This is a genomic window from Streptomyces sp. NPDC104761 (assembly GCF_055583445.1).
Genome location: NZ_JBVJNZ010000008.1, coordinates 387,591 through 403,162, shown reverse-complemented (window position 1 = coordinate 403,162; position 15,572 = coordinate 387,591). Strand labels below are relative to the sequence as shown.

At 71.7% G+C, this 15,572-nt stretch carries 11 protein-coding genes; 5 read left to right on the top strand and 6 right to left on the bottom strand.

Features of this window, described 5'->3' with window-relative positions; all coding sequences use genetic code 11:
• Window positions 1-10 precede the first annotated feature (10 nt).
• Together ACZ63F_RS23745 and iolC are read right to left on the bottom strand one after the other, a co-directional pair.
• Window positions 11-892 (bottom strand): Cgl0159 family (beta/alpha)8-fold protein, encoded by an 882-nt coding sequence (locus tag ACZ63F_RS23745; RefSeq protein ID WP_469713582.1) that lies wholly within the window; start codon window positions 890-892, stop codon window positions 11-13.
• Window positions 893-951: 59 nt separating this feature from the next.
• Entirely contained in the window at window positions 952-1,902 is a 951-nt protein-coding gene (iolC, locus tag ACZ63F_RS23740) for a 5-dehydro-2-deoxygluconokinase (RefSeq protein ID WP_457698426.1), read from the bottom strand.
• Between the two features lie 448 nt (window positions 1,903-2,350).
• On the opposite strand from iolC, the gene ACZ63F_RS23735 reads away from it, so the two are divergent.
• Window positions 2,351-2,551 carry a helix-turn-helix transcriptional regulator gene (locus tag ACZ63F_RS23735; protein WP_469713501.1) on the top strand — a complete coding sequence of 67 codons (201 nt, stop codon included), beginning with the start codon at window positions 2,351-2,353 and terminating at the stop codon, window positions 2,549-2,551.
• 17 nt (window positions 2,552-2,568) lie between these two features.
• On the opposite strand, the gene ACZ63F_RS23730 is transcribed toward ACZ63F_RS23735, so the two are convergent.
• Complete coding sequence (locus ACZ63F_RS23730) at window positions 2,569-3,612, bottom strand: zinc-dependent alcohol dehydrogenase family protein (protein ID WP_469713500.1); 1,044 nt, start codon at window positions 3,610-3,612, stop codon at window positions 2,569-2,571.
• Between the two features lie 411 nt (window positions 3,613-4,023).
• Window positions 4,024-6,255: an MMPL family transporter gene (locus ACZ63F_RS23725; RefSeq protein ID WP_469713499.1), complete on the bottom strand. Its 2,232-nt coding sequence runs from the start codon at window positions 6,253-6,255 to the stop codon at window positions 4,024-4,026.
• 198 nt (window positions 6,256-6,453) lie between these two features.
• On the opposite strand from ACZ63F_RS23725, the gene ACZ63F_RS23720 reads away from it, so the two are divergent.
• The 4 genes from ACZ63F_RS23720 to ACZ63F_RS23705 all read left to right on the top strand — a co-directional run bounded on the left by ACZ63F_RS23720 (window position 6,454) and on the right by ACZ63F_RS23705 (window position 10,958).
• Window positions 6,454-7,140: a TetR/AcrR family transcriptional regulator gene (locus ACZ63F_RS23720; RefSeq protein ID WP_469713498.1), complete on the top strand. Its 687-nt coding sequence runs from the start codon at window positions 6,454-6,456 to the stop codon at window positions 7,138-7,140.
• A 148-nt stretch (window positions 7,141-7,288) separates the two neighbouring features.
• The gene (locus ACZ63F_RS23715; protein WP_469713497.1) at window positions 7,289-8,239 is read left to right on the top strand and encodes a PrsW family intramembrane metalloprotease; all 951 of its coding nucleotides are present in this window, start codon (window positions 7,289-7,291) and stop codon (window positions 8,237-8,239) included.
• 73 nt (window positions 8,240-8,312) lie between these two features.
• Entirely contained in the window at window positions 8,313-8,552 is a 240-nt protein-coding gene (locus ACZ63F_RS23710; RefSeq protein WP_469713496.1) for a heavy-metal-associated domain-containing protein, read from the top strand.
• A 129-nt stretch (window positions 8,553-8,681) separates the two neighbouring features.
• Window positions 8,682-10,958: a heavy metal translocating P-type ATPase gene (locus ACZ63F_RS23705; RefSeq protein WP_469713494.1), complete on the top strand. Its 2,277-nt coding sequence runs from the start codon at window positions 8,682-8,684 to the stop codon at window positions 10,956-10,958.
• Window positions 10,959-11,728: 770 nt separating this feature from the next.
• On the opposite strand, the gene ACZ63F_RS23700 is transcribed toward ACZ63F_RS23705, so the two are convergent.
• Window positions 11,729-13,018 (bottom strand): citrate synthase, encoded by a 1,290-nt coding sequence (locus ACZ63F_RS23700; protein WP_294002060.1) that lies wholly within the window; start codon window positions 13,016-13,018, stop codon window positions 11,729-11,731.
• 178 nt (window positions 13,019-13,196) lie between these two features.
• Window positions 13,197-15,485 (bottom strand): SF1B family DNA helicase RecD2, encoded by a 2,289-nt coding sequence (gene recD2 / locus ACZ63F_RS23695; RefSeq protein ID WP_469713492.1) that lies wholly within the window; start codon window positions 15,483-15,485, stop codon window positions 13,197-13,199.
• Between the last annotated feature and the right edge of the window lie 87 nt (window positions 15,486-15,572).

Sequence of the window (15,572 nt, the reverse complement as noted above, 5' to 3'; positions counted from 1 at the left end):
CTTCGCGCCCTCACAGCAGTCCGACGGCGGTGTCCACGGCGGCGGCCACGTCGCCGTCCGCCGGGTACAGCAGCGAGCGGCCGACCACCAGGCCGCGCACGGTGGGGAGTTGCAGGGCGCTGCGCCACTTCTCGTACGCACCGTCCTGGTCGTCCCCGACCTCGCCGCCCAGCAGCACGGCGGGGAGGGTGGACGTCTCCATGACCCGGGCCATGTCGTCGGGGTTCTCGGTGACCGGCAGCTTCAGCCAGGTGTAGGCCGAACTGCCGCCGAGGCCCGAGGCGATGGCGATGGACCTGGTGACCGCCTCCGCGGACAGGTCGTTCCTGACCTTGCCCTCGGGGGTGCGGCGGCTGATGAACGGCTCGACGAAGACCGGCAGCCGGCGCGCGGCCATGTCGTCGATGGCACGGGCCGTGGACTCCAGGGTGGTGAGGGAGCCCGGGTCGTCGTAGTCGACGCGCAGGAGCAGCTTGCCGGCGTCGAACCCGAGGCGCTGTATGTCCTCGGGGCGGTGACCGGTGAAGCGGTCGTCGAGCTCGAAGGAGGCGCCCTGCAGTCCGCCGCGGTTCATCGAGCCCATGACGACCTTGCCGTCGAGGGCGCCGAGCAGGAGCAGATCGTCCAGGATGTCGGCGGTGGCGAGGACGCCGTCGACGCCGGGACGGGACAGCGCCAGGCAGAGCCGCTCCAGCAGTTCGGCCCGGTTGGCCATGGCGAGCTTGTCGCCGCCCACACCGAGGGCGCCACGGGCCGGGTGGTCGGCGGCCACGATCATCAGCTTGCCGTCCTCGTTGAGGAGCGGACGGCGGGAGCGCCGGGCGGCCGCCTCGGCGATCGCCTCGGGGTGGTGGGTGCGGGTGTGGACGAGGGCGGAGATGTCCACCTTCACCTGCGGAGCGGGGGCGCCCGCGCCGCCCTCGTGGTGCGCGCCCGCGACGCGGCCGGCCCTCACAGCACCGCTCCGGCGGCGAGCGCGGCGTCGATCTCGTCGCCGGTCGGCATCGCGGAGGAGCACTCCAGGCGGGAGGCGACGATGGCACCGGCCGCGTTGGCGTGCCGCATGGTCTTCTCCAGGTCCCAGCCTTCGAGGAGGCCGTGGCAGAGGGAACCGCCGAAGGCGTCACCGGCGCCGAGGCCGTTCAGGACGTTGACGGGCAGCGGCGGGACCTCGGCGGCGTCGCCGTCGCGGCTGACGGCGAGGACGCCCTTGGGGCCCTGCTTGACGACGGCGATCTCGACCCCGGCGTCGAGGAGGGCCTGGGCGGCGGCCTGCGGCTCGCGCACGCCGGTCGCCACCTCCACCTCGTCGAGGTTGCCGACGGCGACGGTGGTGTGCTTGAGCGCCTCGGCGTAGAACGGCCGGGCGGCGTCCGGGTCCTGCCAGAACATCGGGCGCCAGTCGAGGTCGAACACGGTCGTGCCGGCCTTGGCCCGGTGGGCGAGGGCCGCGAGGGTCGCCGTGCGGCTGGGCTCCTCGCTCAGGCCGGTGCCGGTGATCCAGAAGATGCGGGCCGCGCGGACGGCGTCCAGGTCCAGCTCGTGGGCGTCGATCTCCAGGTCCGGGGCCTTGGGCTGCCGGTAGAAGTACAGCGGGAAGTCGTCCGGCGGGAAGATCTCGCAGAACGTGACCGGGGTGTTCAGGCCGGGGACCGGGGTGACCCAGCGGTCGTCCACGCCGAAGCCCTGGAGGGCCTCGTGCAGGTAGGCGCCGAAGGCGTCGTCGCCGGTGCGGGTGATGACGGCGGTGCTGCGCCCGAGCCGGGCGGCCGCCACGGCGACGTTCGTCGCCGACCCGCCGAGGAACTTGCCGAAGGACGACACCTGGGCGAGCGGGACTCCGGTCTGGAGCGGATAGAGGTCCACCCCGATCCGCCCCATGGTGATCAGGTCGTACGCCATCGGCTTCCCTTCGTCATTGCTCTCCCGTGGTTTGTAGTCCGGGAGGGGAGGTCGTGTCAATGGTTTGTCCGGACATTCTGACGAGAAGGGGTTGAGGCCGAGGCACCTACGGGGGCGGCAGGACCGGTGAGTGCGCGGGTGCGGGCCGGGGGTGTGGCCGGCCGCACAGTTCCCCGCGCCCCCAGAAGGGGGCGCTTCGCCCCGATGTCAACGCGCCCCGCGCAGGAGCCAGCGGGCCGCTGTGGCCCGGCCGTGTCACAAAAACCTCTCTTGTGTCACACATGTCACGCATACGCGGGCTCTCGGTCACACCCGGCCCACAGGCGCTTGCGCACAGTCACTCTCCGTCGTTCACCGGGCACAGGCTTTGTGATCGCCAGCGCAGCGCCCGGCTCCCCCGACGACCGACTCCGGTCGCCCCCGCGGCGCGCGCAGGGAGGTGCATCTCATGACCGACCGACGGCTCTGGTCATACAAGGAGATCGCGGCACACATCCGGGTGCAGCCGGACACCGTGCGCTCCTACCGCAAGCACGGGCTGCTCCCGCCGCCCGACCACGTCGAGGGCGGCAAGCCCTACTGGTACGCCGACACGGTCCGTGCCTGGGTCGCCTCCCGGCCGGGCAACCGGGGGCGCAGTGACCTCTGAGGCGGGGCGCCGCCGGGTCAGGCCCAGGGCTCGACGACCGTCACCCCGGCCGCCGGGGCCCCGTCCATCGCCGCCAGGGCCGCCGGGGCCGCGTCCAGGGTGATCGTCGAGGTGACGAGGAGGTCGGGGCGGAGGGTGCCGGAGCGGACCAGTTCGAGCATGGCGGGGTAGGTGTGGGCCGCCATGCCATGGCTGCCGAGGAGTTCCAGCTCCAGGGCGATCGCGCGGGCCATCGGCACGGGGGTGTGGCCGTCCGGGGACGGCAGCAGGCCCACCTGGACGTGGCGGCCGCGCCGGCGCAGCGAGTTGACCGAGGCGGCCGAGGTGGCGGGTGAGCCGAGGGCGTCCAGGGAGAGATGGGCGCCGCCGGAGGTCAGGTCGCGGACCGCTGCCGCGGGGTCCGCGGTCTGCGACGCGTTCACACCGTGGGCCGCGCCGAACTTCCGTGCCAGGTCCAGGGCTTGGGGCGACACGTCGACCGCCGCCACCCGCGCCCCCGACGCCGCCGCGATCATCACCGCCGACAGGCCCACGCCCCCGCAGCCGTACACCGCGACCCACTCCCCCGCCGCGACCCGGCCCTGCTGGACCACGGCACGGAAGGCGGTGGCGAAGCGGCAGCCCAGGGAGGCGGCGGTGGCGTACGACATGTCGTCCGGGATCGCCACCAGGTTCACGTCGGCGTGGTCCAGCGCCACGTACTGGGCGAAGGAGCCCCAGTGCGTGAAGCCGGGCTGGGTCTGGCGTTCGCAGACCTGCTGGTCGCCGGCCGCGCAGGACGGGCAGCTGCCGCAGGCGCAGACGAAGGGGACGGTGACCCGGTCGCCGGGGTGCCAGGCGGTCACCCCGGCGCCGGTCTCCTCGACGACCCCGGCCAGTTCGTGGCCGGGGACGTGCGGGAGGGTGATGTCCGGGTCGTGCCCCCTCCAGCCGTGCCAGTCGCTCCGGCACAGGCCGGTGGCCTCCACGCGGACGACCACGCCGTGGGGGGCCGGGCGGGGGTCGGGGACGTCCCGTACCTCGGCCGGGGTGGCGTAGTGGTCGAAGACGACGGCTCGCATCGCGCGTGCTCCTTTCGGGGGCTGCGCGAAGGGTAAGCGCTTCGCTGGGGGGGCCGTGGTGTGCCGGTTGCTGTTCGCCTTGTGCGGGATGCAGCTGCCGGGTGCTGGGTGCCGAGTGCCGTGCCGGGTGCCGGGGCCCGATGCCGGGTGCCGGGTGCCCGACGCCGACTGCGGCGCCGTCGTGGCTGGTCGCGCAGTTCCCCGCGCCCCTTTGGGGCGCGTCCAGCTCAGGCACGTCCGACCCGGGCCGCGGCCGGCTCAGGCACGTCCGACCCGGGTCGCGGCCGAGTGGGGCGCGTCCAGCTCAGGCACGTCCGACCCGGGCCGCGGCCGGTTCAGGCGCGTCCGACCCGGGTCGCGGCCGAGTGGGGCGCGGCCGGCTCGGGCACGTCCGACCCGGGCGCGGGCGGTTCAGGCGCGGCCGGCCGGTTCGGGCGCGGCCGAGTGGGGTGCGTCCGCCTGGGGCGGCCGCTGTTCGCCCTCGCTCAACCCGAACCGGTCGTGGAAGCGGCGCAGGGGGCCCGGTGCCCACCAGGTGGCCTTGCCGGTGAGGCGCATGATGGCCGGGACCAGGAGGCTGCGGACGACCATGGCGTCCATCAGGACCGCCAGGGCGATGCCGAGGCCGAGCATCTTGGTGTTGGTGACCCGGGAGGTGCCGATCGCCACCATCACGACCGCCAGGATGATCGCCGCCGCGGTGATCAGGCCCCCGGTGCGCTGCAGACCGAGCCGGACCGCCCGCTCGTGGTCGCCGGTCCTGTCGTACTCCTCCTTGATGCGGGAGAGCAGGAACACCCCGTAGTCCATCGAGAGACCGAAGGCGACGCAGAACATCAGGACCGGGAGCGTGGTCTCGATCGAGCCGGGGCTGGTGAAACCGAGCAGGTTCGAGAGGTGGCCGTCCTGGAACACCCAGACCACCGCGCCGAACATCGCCGTGAGGCTGAGCGCGTTGAGCAGGACCGCCTGTACGGGGATGAGGACGCTGCCGGTGAGGAGGAAGACCAGCAGCAGGGTGACGATCGCTATGATCGCCGCCGCCCAGGGCAGGCGCTCCCCGATGGCGTGCTTGGAGTCGACCAGGACCGCCGCCGTGCCCGTCACCTTCGTGTCGAACGGCGTGTTCAGCGCGCGCAGTTCGCCCACCACGCGCTGGGCGCCGTCGCCCACCGCCTCGCCCTTCGGCTGCACCGTGAAGTACGCCGCGTCGCCCTTGACCAGGGGCCCGGCCACCCCGGACACCTGCGGCAGGGCCGCCACCCGCTCCTTGTACGCCGCGTACTGCGCCCGGGTCGCCCCGCCCTCGGCCAGGACTTCGAGGTCGCCGCCGGGGTTGCCGGGGAAGCCGTCCCTGATGTGCTGCTGGACGACGTGGGACTCGGCGCCGGCCGGGAGCTGACGGTCGTCGGCGGTGCCGAACTTCACGCCCAGGAACGGCAGTCCGAGGACGATCAGGAAGGCCGTGGTGGCGACGGCGAAGAGCGGGGCCCGGCGCATCACCAGGCTCGCGGCGCGGGCCCAGGCCGTGCCCCCGGCGCCGGAGGGCCGGGCTTGCCGGCCCCTGCGGAACAGCCGGCGCAGGTCCAGCGCGTTGACCCGGTCGCCCAGCAGGATCAGCGCGGCCGGGAGCAGGATCAGGGCGGCGGCCGCGGCCAGCAGGACCACCGCTATGCCGGCGTAGGCGAACGAGCGGAGGAAGTACTGGGGGAAGACGAGCATCGCCGCCAGGGACACGGCCACCGTCAGGGCCGAGAACAGCACGGTGCGGCCCGCGGTGCGCAGGGTGGTGCCGACCGCCGTCAGCGGGTCGGCGCCCGTGGCCAGTTCCTCGCGGAAACGGCGGACGATGAAGAGCGCGTAGTCGATGGCGAGGCCCAGGCCGAGGGCCGTAGTCAGGTTCATCGCGAAGACCGAGACGTCCGTGAAGGACGTGATGCCGCGCAGGACCGCGTTCGTGCCGAGGATGGCGACGATGCCGATGCCCAGCGGGAGCAGGGCGGCGATCGCGCTGCCGAACACCATCACCAGCAGGACCAGGGTGATGGGCAGGGCGATCAGCTCCGCGCGGGCCAGGTCCTCCTTGATGATCGTCTGCATGTCGCTGCGGACCGCCACCATGCCGCCGACCTTCACGGTCACCGGTCCGTGCGCGCCCCGGTAGTGCGGGGCGATGCGGTCCAGGGTGTCGGCGGCCGCCTTCTCGTCACCGGTGATGCGGGCCGCGATCAGGGCCTCGTGGCCGTCCTCGGCGCGCAGGGACGGCGACCTGGTCTGCCAGTACGAGCCGACGCCCATGACGCCCTTCTCGCCGGACAGCCGGGTGACGAGGGACTTCGCCTCGGCCGCCACCGCCGGACTGTCCACCGAGCCGCCCCGCGCGTCCACCAGGAGGAGCAGGTTGGGCTGGGAGTCCGGGAACTCGCGCTCCAGCGCCTTCGTCGCGTACGTCGACTCGGCGGCCGGGTCCTCCCAGCCGCCGCTGCCCAGCCGGTCGGCGACCCCGCTGCCGGCCAGCACGGCGAGCGCGGTGATCACGAGGGCGAGCAGCAGCGAGAGCCGTGGGCGGGCGGTCACGAACCTGGTCCAGCCCCCTGGGCGGGCCCCGCTCCCGGCCGCCGAGGGCCTGTTGACTTCGGTCATCCTGCGGTGTCCCCTTCACCCTGACCACTGCCTGCCGGTACGCATCCGCTTCGTGCACAGGGCAGCATGGTTCGGCCATTGCCTTTTAGACTGGCAAACACGAGCCGTCGCTCGCGTTTTCCAAGAATGCGAGCGACCGCTCGTGTTTGTCAATCGCGTTCGGAGAGCTGGGGATAACGCGTGTCCGACAAGCCCGACATGCCAGAGCAGCCCGACGGCCCCCACGGTCCCGACGGCACGGCCACGGCCACGGCCAAGGAACAGCCGCGCCGCCGGCAGGCCCGCGGCGAGCGGCGCATCCAGCAGCTGCTCGAAGCCGCCGCCTCGGTCTTCTGCACCTCGGGCTACACGGCCGCCAGCACCAACGCCATCGCCCGGGAGGCCGGCGTCTCGCCCGGCACGCTCTACCAGTTCTTCCCGAACAAGGAGGCGATCGCGGTCGAGCTGGGCGACCGGCTCATGCACGACCTGCGGGACACCTACGGCGAGGCGCTGGCGCCGATCGACCCCGGCACCTCGCTGACGGACGCGGTCGGCGCCACCGTGGACCGCCTCACCGCCTTCAACACCGAGCACCCCGTGTTCTTCGCGCTGATGCACGGCCCCGACGTGCCCGGGGGGATCACCGAGGCCCACGACGCCCTGCACACCAACCTGCTCGGCCGCGTCGAGGGCCTGCTCGCCTCGCTCTTCCCGCCGGACGCCGACAAGGCCCGCATCACGCGCGCGGCACACGTCAGCCTCGGCATCTACAAGGCGGGACTCGAGCTGGTGCTCAGCCACGAGGGCGCCGAGCGCCAGGCGTACATCCAGGAGATCAAGGACGTGCTCACCCGCTACCTGGAACCCCTGGTAGGCGAACGCCCAGGCCGCTCCGCCGGCTGACCCGCCACCCGCTCGAACCCCCCAGACTGCGACATGCGGTACATCTGCCTAAAGTGCGGGTAAATCGCACCGGTCTCGCGCCGATCCCGCGCCGATGCCGAGCCGACGAGCGCCACCCGCACCCGCAGGAGCACAAGGGGGACCCGCCGTGACCCACTCTCCGCCGCCCGGCCGCCCGCAGGCCCGGATCCCCGGTCCGCAGCAGCCGCCACCGCCGTACCCCCGGATCCGCGCCGGCCTGTGGCGGCGCTGCCTCGGCGGCGGGCTCGCCCTGTGGGCGCTGACCACGGTGGTCACGTACACGACGAGGGACACCACCCTGCTGCCGACGCTGATCCTGCTCGGCAGCTTTCTCGTCCCGGTCGTCTTCGTGCTGTGGGCGTACGAGCGGCACGGCCGCGACCTCGGGGTCAGCGCGATCCTCGGCTGCTTCCTGACCGGCGGCACGCTCGGGGTGCTGGGCGCCTCGGTGGTGGAGTCCTACCTGGTCCGCCCCTCCTGGGGGATGTTCGTCTGCGTCGGCCTGATCGAGGAGGCGGTGAAGCTCGGCGCGCTGGTGTTCGTGCTGCGCCGGCTGCCCGGGATCCGGGGCATGCGGGCCGGGCTGGTGCTCGGCGCCGCGGTCGGCTTCGGCTTCGCGGCCCTGGAGAGCGCCGGGTACGCGTTCAACGCGGCCGTCTCCACCGCGGGCGTCGACCTGCGCGCGCTGATCGAGACGGAGATCCTGCGCGGGGTGGTGGCCCCCTTCGGGCACGGCCTGTGGACGGCGATCGCCGGCGGCGTCCTGCTCTCCTTCCGCCGGCCGAACGGCCGCTTCCGCGTCACCGCCCCCGTCGTCGCCGCGTACGTCGGGGTCGCCCTGCTGCACGCCCTGTGGGACTCCACGCACGGGATCGCGATCTGGCTGGTGGCGCATCTGGTGGGGACCGGGATGGAGCCGCAGCTGTTCGCCGAGGGGTACATCCCGCGTCCCAGCGCGGCACAGGAGCACCTTTTCTCGGTGTTCTCGGTCGGCCTGCTGGTACTCGTCTCGCTGTTCGGCGTCGCCTGGGTGATCTCGCTGGCGCGCCGCGACCCCTCTTGGAGAAATACCCCCTAGGGGTATAGTGTGACGAGAGTGGGGTTCCCTCGTGGGCCCCATCGGCCCCACCCGCCTCGACGAGGAGAACGACATGACCGCCCAGACCGACACACCGGGCTCCGTGACCGCCGTCTACAAGGTGACCGGCATGAGCTGCGGACACTGTGAGGGTTCCGTCTCCGCAGAGATCTCCGCCCTGCCCGGCGTCAGCTCGGTGACGGCCGTCGCGGCCAGCGGCGAGGTCACGGTCGTCTCCGCCGCCCCGCTCGACGAGGAGGCGGTCCGCGCCGCCGTCGACGAGGCGGGCTTCGAGCTCGCCGGCCGCGCCTGAGGGCCGCGGCCACCCGCACCGACACGCACCACGAGCAGTACGTACGACGGAAACGTATCTCTCCGCCGGGCCGTGCCGACCAGCTGATACTGGCTCCGCGCGGTCCGGTCCGTTGTCTGGAGTCCGGACATGACGACCAGCACCACCACCAGCACCACCGCACAGACACCGATAGCCCTGCCGCGCCCGGCCGGGGGCGAGTCCGAGGTCGAGCTGCTCATCGGCGGCATGACCTGCGCCTCCTGCGCCGCCCGGGTGGAGAAGAAGCTCAACCGCATGGACGGCGTCACCGCCACCGTGAACTACGCGACCGAGAAGGCGAAGGTCACATACCCCCAGGGGGTTCAGGTCGCCGACCTGATCGCCACGGTCGTGAAGACGGGTTACACCGCCGAGGAGCCCGCACCCCCGCAGCCGCAGCCGGAGCCGGCGCAGGAGGCCGGGCCGGAGCGGGACCCCGAGCTCGCCGCCCTGCGCCACCGCCTCCTGGTCTCCGCGCTGCTCGCGGCCCCGGTCGTGCTGCTCGCGATGGTCCCGGCGCTGCAGTTCGACAACTGGCAGTGGCTGTCGCTGACGCTCGCCGCCCCGGTGGTCGTCTGGGGCGGCGCACAGTTCCACCGGGCCGCCTGGACCAACGCCCGGCACGGCGCCGCCACCATGGACACCCTGGTCTCCGTCGGCACGCTGGCCGCGTTCGGCTGGTCGCTGTGGGCGCTGTTCCTCGGCGACGCGGGCATGCCGGGCATGCACGACGCGTTCCGGCTCACCGTCGCCCGGATGGACGGCGCGTCCACGATCTACCTGGAGGTGGCCTCCGGGGTGGTCGCGCTGATCCTGCTCGGCCGCTATCTGGAGGCACGCTCCAAGCGGCGCGCGGGCGCGGCCCTGCGGGCGCTGATGGAACTGGGCGCCAGGGACGTGGCGGTGCTGCGGGACGGGCGCGAGGTGCGGGTCCCGGTGGCGTCGCTGGCGGTCGGCGACCGGTTCGTCGTACGGCCCGGGGAGAAGGTCGCCACCGACGGGACCGTGGTCGAGGGGGTGTCCGCGGTGGACGCCTCGATGCTGACCGGCGAGTCCGTCCCGGTGGACGTGACCGTCGGCGACGCCGTCACGGGCGCGACCGTGAACGCGGGCGGGCGGCTGGTCGTCGCGGCGACCCGGGTCGGCGCCGACACGCAGCTCGCCCGGATGGCGCGGCTGGTGGAGGACGCGCAGAACGGCAAGGCCGAGGTGCAGCGGCTCGCCGACCGGATCTCGGCCGTCTTCGTGCCGGTCGTCATCCTGATCGCGCTCGGCACCTTCGGGGTCTGGCTGGGCGTCACCGGGGACACGGCCGCCGCGTTCACGGCCGCCGTCGCCGTCCTGATCATCGCCTGCCCGTGCGCCCTGGGCCTGGCCACACCGACCGCGCTGATGGTCGGCACCGGGCGGGGCGCGCAGCTCGGCATCCTCATCAAGGGCCCGGAGGTCCTGGAGTCCACGCGCCGGGTCGACACCGTGGTCCTCGACAAGACCGGGACGGTGACCACCGGGCGGATGAGCCTGCAGGAGGTGTACACCGTCCAGGGCACCGACGAGCACGAGGTGCTGCGGCTCGCCGGCGCCCTCGAACACGCCTCCGAGCATCCGGTGGCCCGGGCGATCGCCGCGGGGGCCGAGGAGAAGGCCGGCGCACTGCCCGCGGTCGAGGACTTCGCGAACGTCCCCGGACGGGGCGTACGAGGGCGCGTGGAGGGCCGCGAGGTGGCCGTGGGGCGCCTCTTCGACGTGGTGCCGGAGGAGTTGGCCCTGGCCCGCTCCCGGGCCGAGCAGGAGGGGCGTACGGCCGTCCTCGCCGGCTGGGACGGGCAGGCCCGGGGCGTCCTCGCCGTCGCCGACACGGTCAAGGAGACCAGTGCCGAGGCGGTCCGGGAGCTGCGCGCGCTCGGGCTGACGCCGGTGCTGCTGACCGGGGACAACCGGGCAGTGGCCGAATCGGTCGCGCACGCGGTCGGGATCACCGAGGTCGTCGCCGAGGTGCTGCCCGAGGACAAGGTGGACGTCGTACGGCGGCTGCAGTGCGAGGGGCGGACGGTCGCCATGGTCGGCGACGGCGTCAACGACGCGGCGGCGCTGGCCACCGCCGATCTGGGGCTGGCCATGGGCACCGGGACGGACGCGGCGATCGAGGCCGGCGACCTGACCCTGGTGCGCGGGGACCTGCGGGTGGCGGCGGACGCGATCCGGCTGTCCCGGCGGACCCTCGCCACCATCAAGGGCAACCTGGTGTGGGCTTTCGGCTACAACGTGGCCGCGCTCCCGCTGGCCGCCGCCGGCCTGCTCAACCCCATGATCGCGGGGGCCGCGATGGCTTTCTCGTCGGTCTTCGTGGTGACCAACAGTCTGCGGCTGCGCACCTTCCGCTGAAAGTTACCGGCGGTTCGGCTCGGTGGATGTATGAGTCCCCCTAGAGTCCAACGCGCACCTCACATAAGCTCTTCACAAGGCTCGCGCATCATCCTTACGCTTGAGCTCCGATCGCCATATCGGGGCTCTTGCGCATCTATCGGACAGATGCAAGAGACGCAGATCACAGTGATGTGAACGTAACCATCGAAGGGGTTCGAAGGTCTAAGTTGGCGATGTCAGAGATGCGTCTTGGGGGGCGCTGACCTGGCATCTGGGGATGTCTTGGGGGACTTCCTCAGAGATGCGTTGCCGGGGCACGTACGACGGGAAGCTTTGAGCGGCCCTCCCGTGCGGTACGGGTCCCGGCAGATCGCACCGCATCACTGGATGCAGTAGTACGGCGAGCTCTGCTCGTTGTGCTCAAAGCAGCGATTCAGGCGCTGCCGCACCGAGCGCCCGGCCGGATCCCGTGGGGGGAATCCGCACCGGGACACGGGAAGGCGCCCTGGTCGCCGGCCCGTGGGGGGACCGGCGCTCCAGGGCGCCTTCTGCTACGCCGGTACGGCCTGGGCCTGTCCGACGGATCACGCCGCAGACGCGGGGCGTGGCACGCGCATCTGCCGCGTTGTCGTCAGTCGCCGACGTCCCCCAGCCTTCGGCCGGGAGGTGCCCCCACCGCGTCGACTCCCTCCTCCGCCTTGCAGCTGCACGCACCACGCCCCGCTCACCGCGTCAATCAGCGGCCGTCACTTTCCTGCGCCCCGATCCGCCGGACAGGCCCCGCGCGTTCAGCGCTCCTCGACCGGCACGAAGTCGCGCTCGACGACGCCCGTGTAGATCTGGCGCGGGCGGCCGATGCGGGAGCCGGGCTCCTTGATCATCTCCTGCCACTGGGCGATCCAGCCGGGCAGCCGGCCGAGGGCGAACAGGACCGTGAACATCTCGGTCGGGAAGCCCATGGCGCGGTAGATCAGGCCGGTGTAGAAGTCCACGTTCGGGTAGAGGTTGCGCGAGACGAAGTAGTCGTCGGAGAGCGCGTGCTCCTCCAGCTTGAGCGCGATGTCCAGCAGCTCGTCGGACTTGCCGAGGGCCGAGAGGACGTCGTGCGCCGCGGACTTGATGATCTTGGCGCGCGGGTCGAAGGACTTGTACACCCGGTGGCCGAAGCCCATCAGACGGACGCCGTCCTCCTTGTTCTTCACCTTGGTGATGAAGGAGTCGACGTCGCCGCCGTTGGCCTGGATCCCCTCGAGCATCTCCAGCACGGACTGGTTGGCGCCGCCGTGCAGCGGGCCCCAGAGCGCGGAGATGCCGGCGGAGATCGACGCGAACATGTTCGCCTGCGACGAGCCGACGAGGCGGACCGTCGACGTCGAACAGTTCTGCTCGTGGTCCGCGTGCAGGATCAGCAGCTTGTCCAGGGCCGAGACGACGACCGGGTCGAGCTCGTAGTCCTGCGCCGGCACCGAGAACGTCATGCGCAGGAAGTTCTCCACGTAGGAGAGGTCGTTGCGCGGGTAGACGAACGGGTGGCCGACCGACTTCTTGTACGCGTACGCGGCGATGGTCGGAAGCTTGGCGAGCAGGCGGATGGTGGAGAGGTCGCGCTGCTTCGCGTCGAACGGGTTGTGGCTGTCCTGGTAGAACGTGGACAGCGCGGAGACCACCGAGGACAGCATGGCCATCGGGTGGGCGTCGCGCGGGAAACCCCGGTAGAAGTTCTTGACGTCCTCGTGCAGCAGGGTGTGCCGCGTGATCTCGTTCTTGAACGTCGTGAGCTCGTCCACGGTCGGCAGCTCACCGTTGATCAGCAGGTAGGCCACCTCCAGGAAGGTGGAGCGCTCCGCCAGCTGCTCGATCGGGTAGCCGCGGTAGCGGAGGATGCCCGCCTCGCCGTCGAGGTAGGTGATGGCGGATTTATAGGCAGCGGTGTTGCCGTAGCCGCTGTCCAGGGTCACGAGACCGGTCTGGGCGCGGAGCTTCCCGATGTCGAAGCCCTTGTCGCCGACGGTGCTGTCGACCACCGGGTAGGTGTACTCGCCGTCGCCGTACCGCAGTACTACAGAGTTGTCGCTCACGTCTTCCCTCACCGACGTAGTGCCTCATCTTCGAGGTGCCCTGACTGTCTCTACCATCCCCCATTTGGCTCAGGAGAGTGCACTCGGGGTCGACCGTTGGGCCCATTGGCGGCACTCAGTGCCGCCAACCTGCTCATCCTGCCCCCTTGTCTCTCTATGTGGAAGGGCTCTGTGACCTTCACGACTCATTTGATCGATCATTTTTCCGGAGATCGCTCCGGGCGAGCCGGAAGTCCAGCGCCGTACAGCGCCGACCTGCCGATACCGTGCGTACCGCCTGGCCGATCGCCTTGCGCGAACCGACGAGGACGACCAGCTTCCTGGCCCGGGTGACCGCGGTGTAGAGCAGGTTCCGCTGCAGCATCATCCAGGCTCCGGTGGTGACCGGGATCACCACCGCCGGATATTCACTCCCCTGTGAACGGTGAATGGTCACAGCGTAGGCATGGGCCAGTTCGTCCAGTTCGTCGAATTCGTACGGCACCTCCTCGTCCTCGTCGGTCAGCACGGTGAGGCGCTGGTCGACCGGGTCGAGCGAGGTGACCACTCCCACGGTGCCGTTGAAGACGCCGTTCTCGCCCTTCTCGTAGTTGTTGCGGATCTGGGTGACCTTGTCGCCGACCCGGAACACCCGCCCGCCGAACCGCTTTTCGGGCAGCTCGGGCCGGGCCGGGGTGATGACCTGCTGGAGCAGGCCGTTGAGCACGCCGGCGCCGGCCGGTCCGCGGTGCATGGGGGTGAGGACCTGCACGTCACGCCGCGGGTCGAGCCCGAACCTGGCCGGGACCCGACGGGCGGCGACGTCGACGGCCAGCTTGCCGGCCTCCTCCGTCTCGTCCTCCACGAAGAGGAAGAAGTCCTTCATGCCGTCGGTGACGGGGTGCTGTCCCGCGTTGATCCGGTGCGCGTTGGTCACCACCCCGGACTGCTGGGCCTGCCGGAAGACCCGGGTGAGCCGGACGGCGGGGACGGGACTGCCTTCGGCGAGCAGGTCGCGGAGCACCTCACCGGCGCCGACGCTGGGCAGTTGGTCGACGTCCCCGACGAAGAGGAGATGCGCGCCGGGGGGCACGGCCTTCACCAGTTTGTTGGCGAGGAGGAGGTCCAGCATCGAGGCCTCGTCGACCACGACCAGGTCGGCGTCGAGCGGCCGGTCCCGGTCGTAGGCCGCGTCCCCGCCCGGCTTCAGCTCGAGCAGCCGGTGCACGGTCGACGCCTCGGCCCCGGTCAGCTCGGCGAGCCGCTTGGCCGCCCGCCCGGTGGGAGCGGCGAGCACCACCTTCGCCTTCTTCGCCCGCGCCAGCTCCACGATCGACCTGACGGTGAACGACTTGCCGCAGCCGGGCCCGCCGGTCAGCACCGCGACCTTCTCCGTCAGCGCCAGCCTGACGGCCGCCTCCTGCTCGGGGGCGAGGTCGACGCCGGTGCGGTCCTTCAGCCAGGCGAGCGCCTTGTCCCACGCGACGTCGTGGAACGACGGCATCCGGTCGTCGTCAGTGTGCAGCAGGCGCAGCAGCTGGGATGCGAGGGCGACTTCGGCCCGGTGGAAGGGGACGAGGTAGACGGCGGTGACGGGTTCGGCGTCCGGGGCCGGGCCGGGGAGCTTCTCCCGTACGACGCCCGGGTCCTCCCCGTCCTCGGGCGGCGCCGCCAGCTCGGCGAGGCACTCGATGACAAGGCCCGTGTCGGCCTGGAGGAGTTTCACGGCGTCCGCGATGAGCCGCTCCTCGGGGAGGTAGCAGTGCCCCTGGTCGGCGGACTGGGAAAGGGCGTACTGCAGACCGGCCTTGACCCGCTCCGGACTGTCGTGCGGAATCCCGACGGACTGGGCGATCTTGTCGGCGGTCAGGAACCCGATGCCCCAGACGTCCGCGGCGAGCCGGTACGGCTGGTTCTTCACGACCGAGATCGACGCGTCCCCGTACTTCTTGTAGATCCGCACGGCGATCGACGTCGACACCTCGACGGTCTGGAGGAAGAGCATGACCTCCTTGATCGCCTTCTGCTCCTCCCAGGCGTCGGCGATCTTCTTCGTCCGTTTCGGCCCGAGCCCCGGCACCTCGACGAGCCGCTTCGGCTCCTCCTCGATGATCCGCAGGGTGTCCACCCCGAAGTGCTGGGTGATCCGGTCGGCGAACACCGGCCCGATGCCCTTGACCAGCCCCGACCCCAGGTAACGCCGTATCCCCTGCACGGTGGCGGGCAACACGGTCGTGTAGTTCTCGACGGTGAACTGCTTCCCGTACTGCGGATGCGACCCCCAGCGCCCCTCCATCCGCAGCGACTCCCCCACCTGGGCGCCGAGCAGCGCACCGACGACCGTGAGGAGGTCACCGGCGCCTCTGCCGGTGTCGACGCGGGCGACCGTGTACCCGTTCTCCTCGTTCGCGTACGTGATCCGTTCGAGCACGCCTTCGACGGTGGCGAGCCGCCGTTCGCCGGTGGGGGTCCCCGTCTGCTGAGCCATGGTCCGACGGTACCGGGGCGGTCTGACAGCGATGCCGTCGAGCGGCGGCGGGTAGGTGGGGGCTTGTCGCGCAGTGCCTCCCCCAGC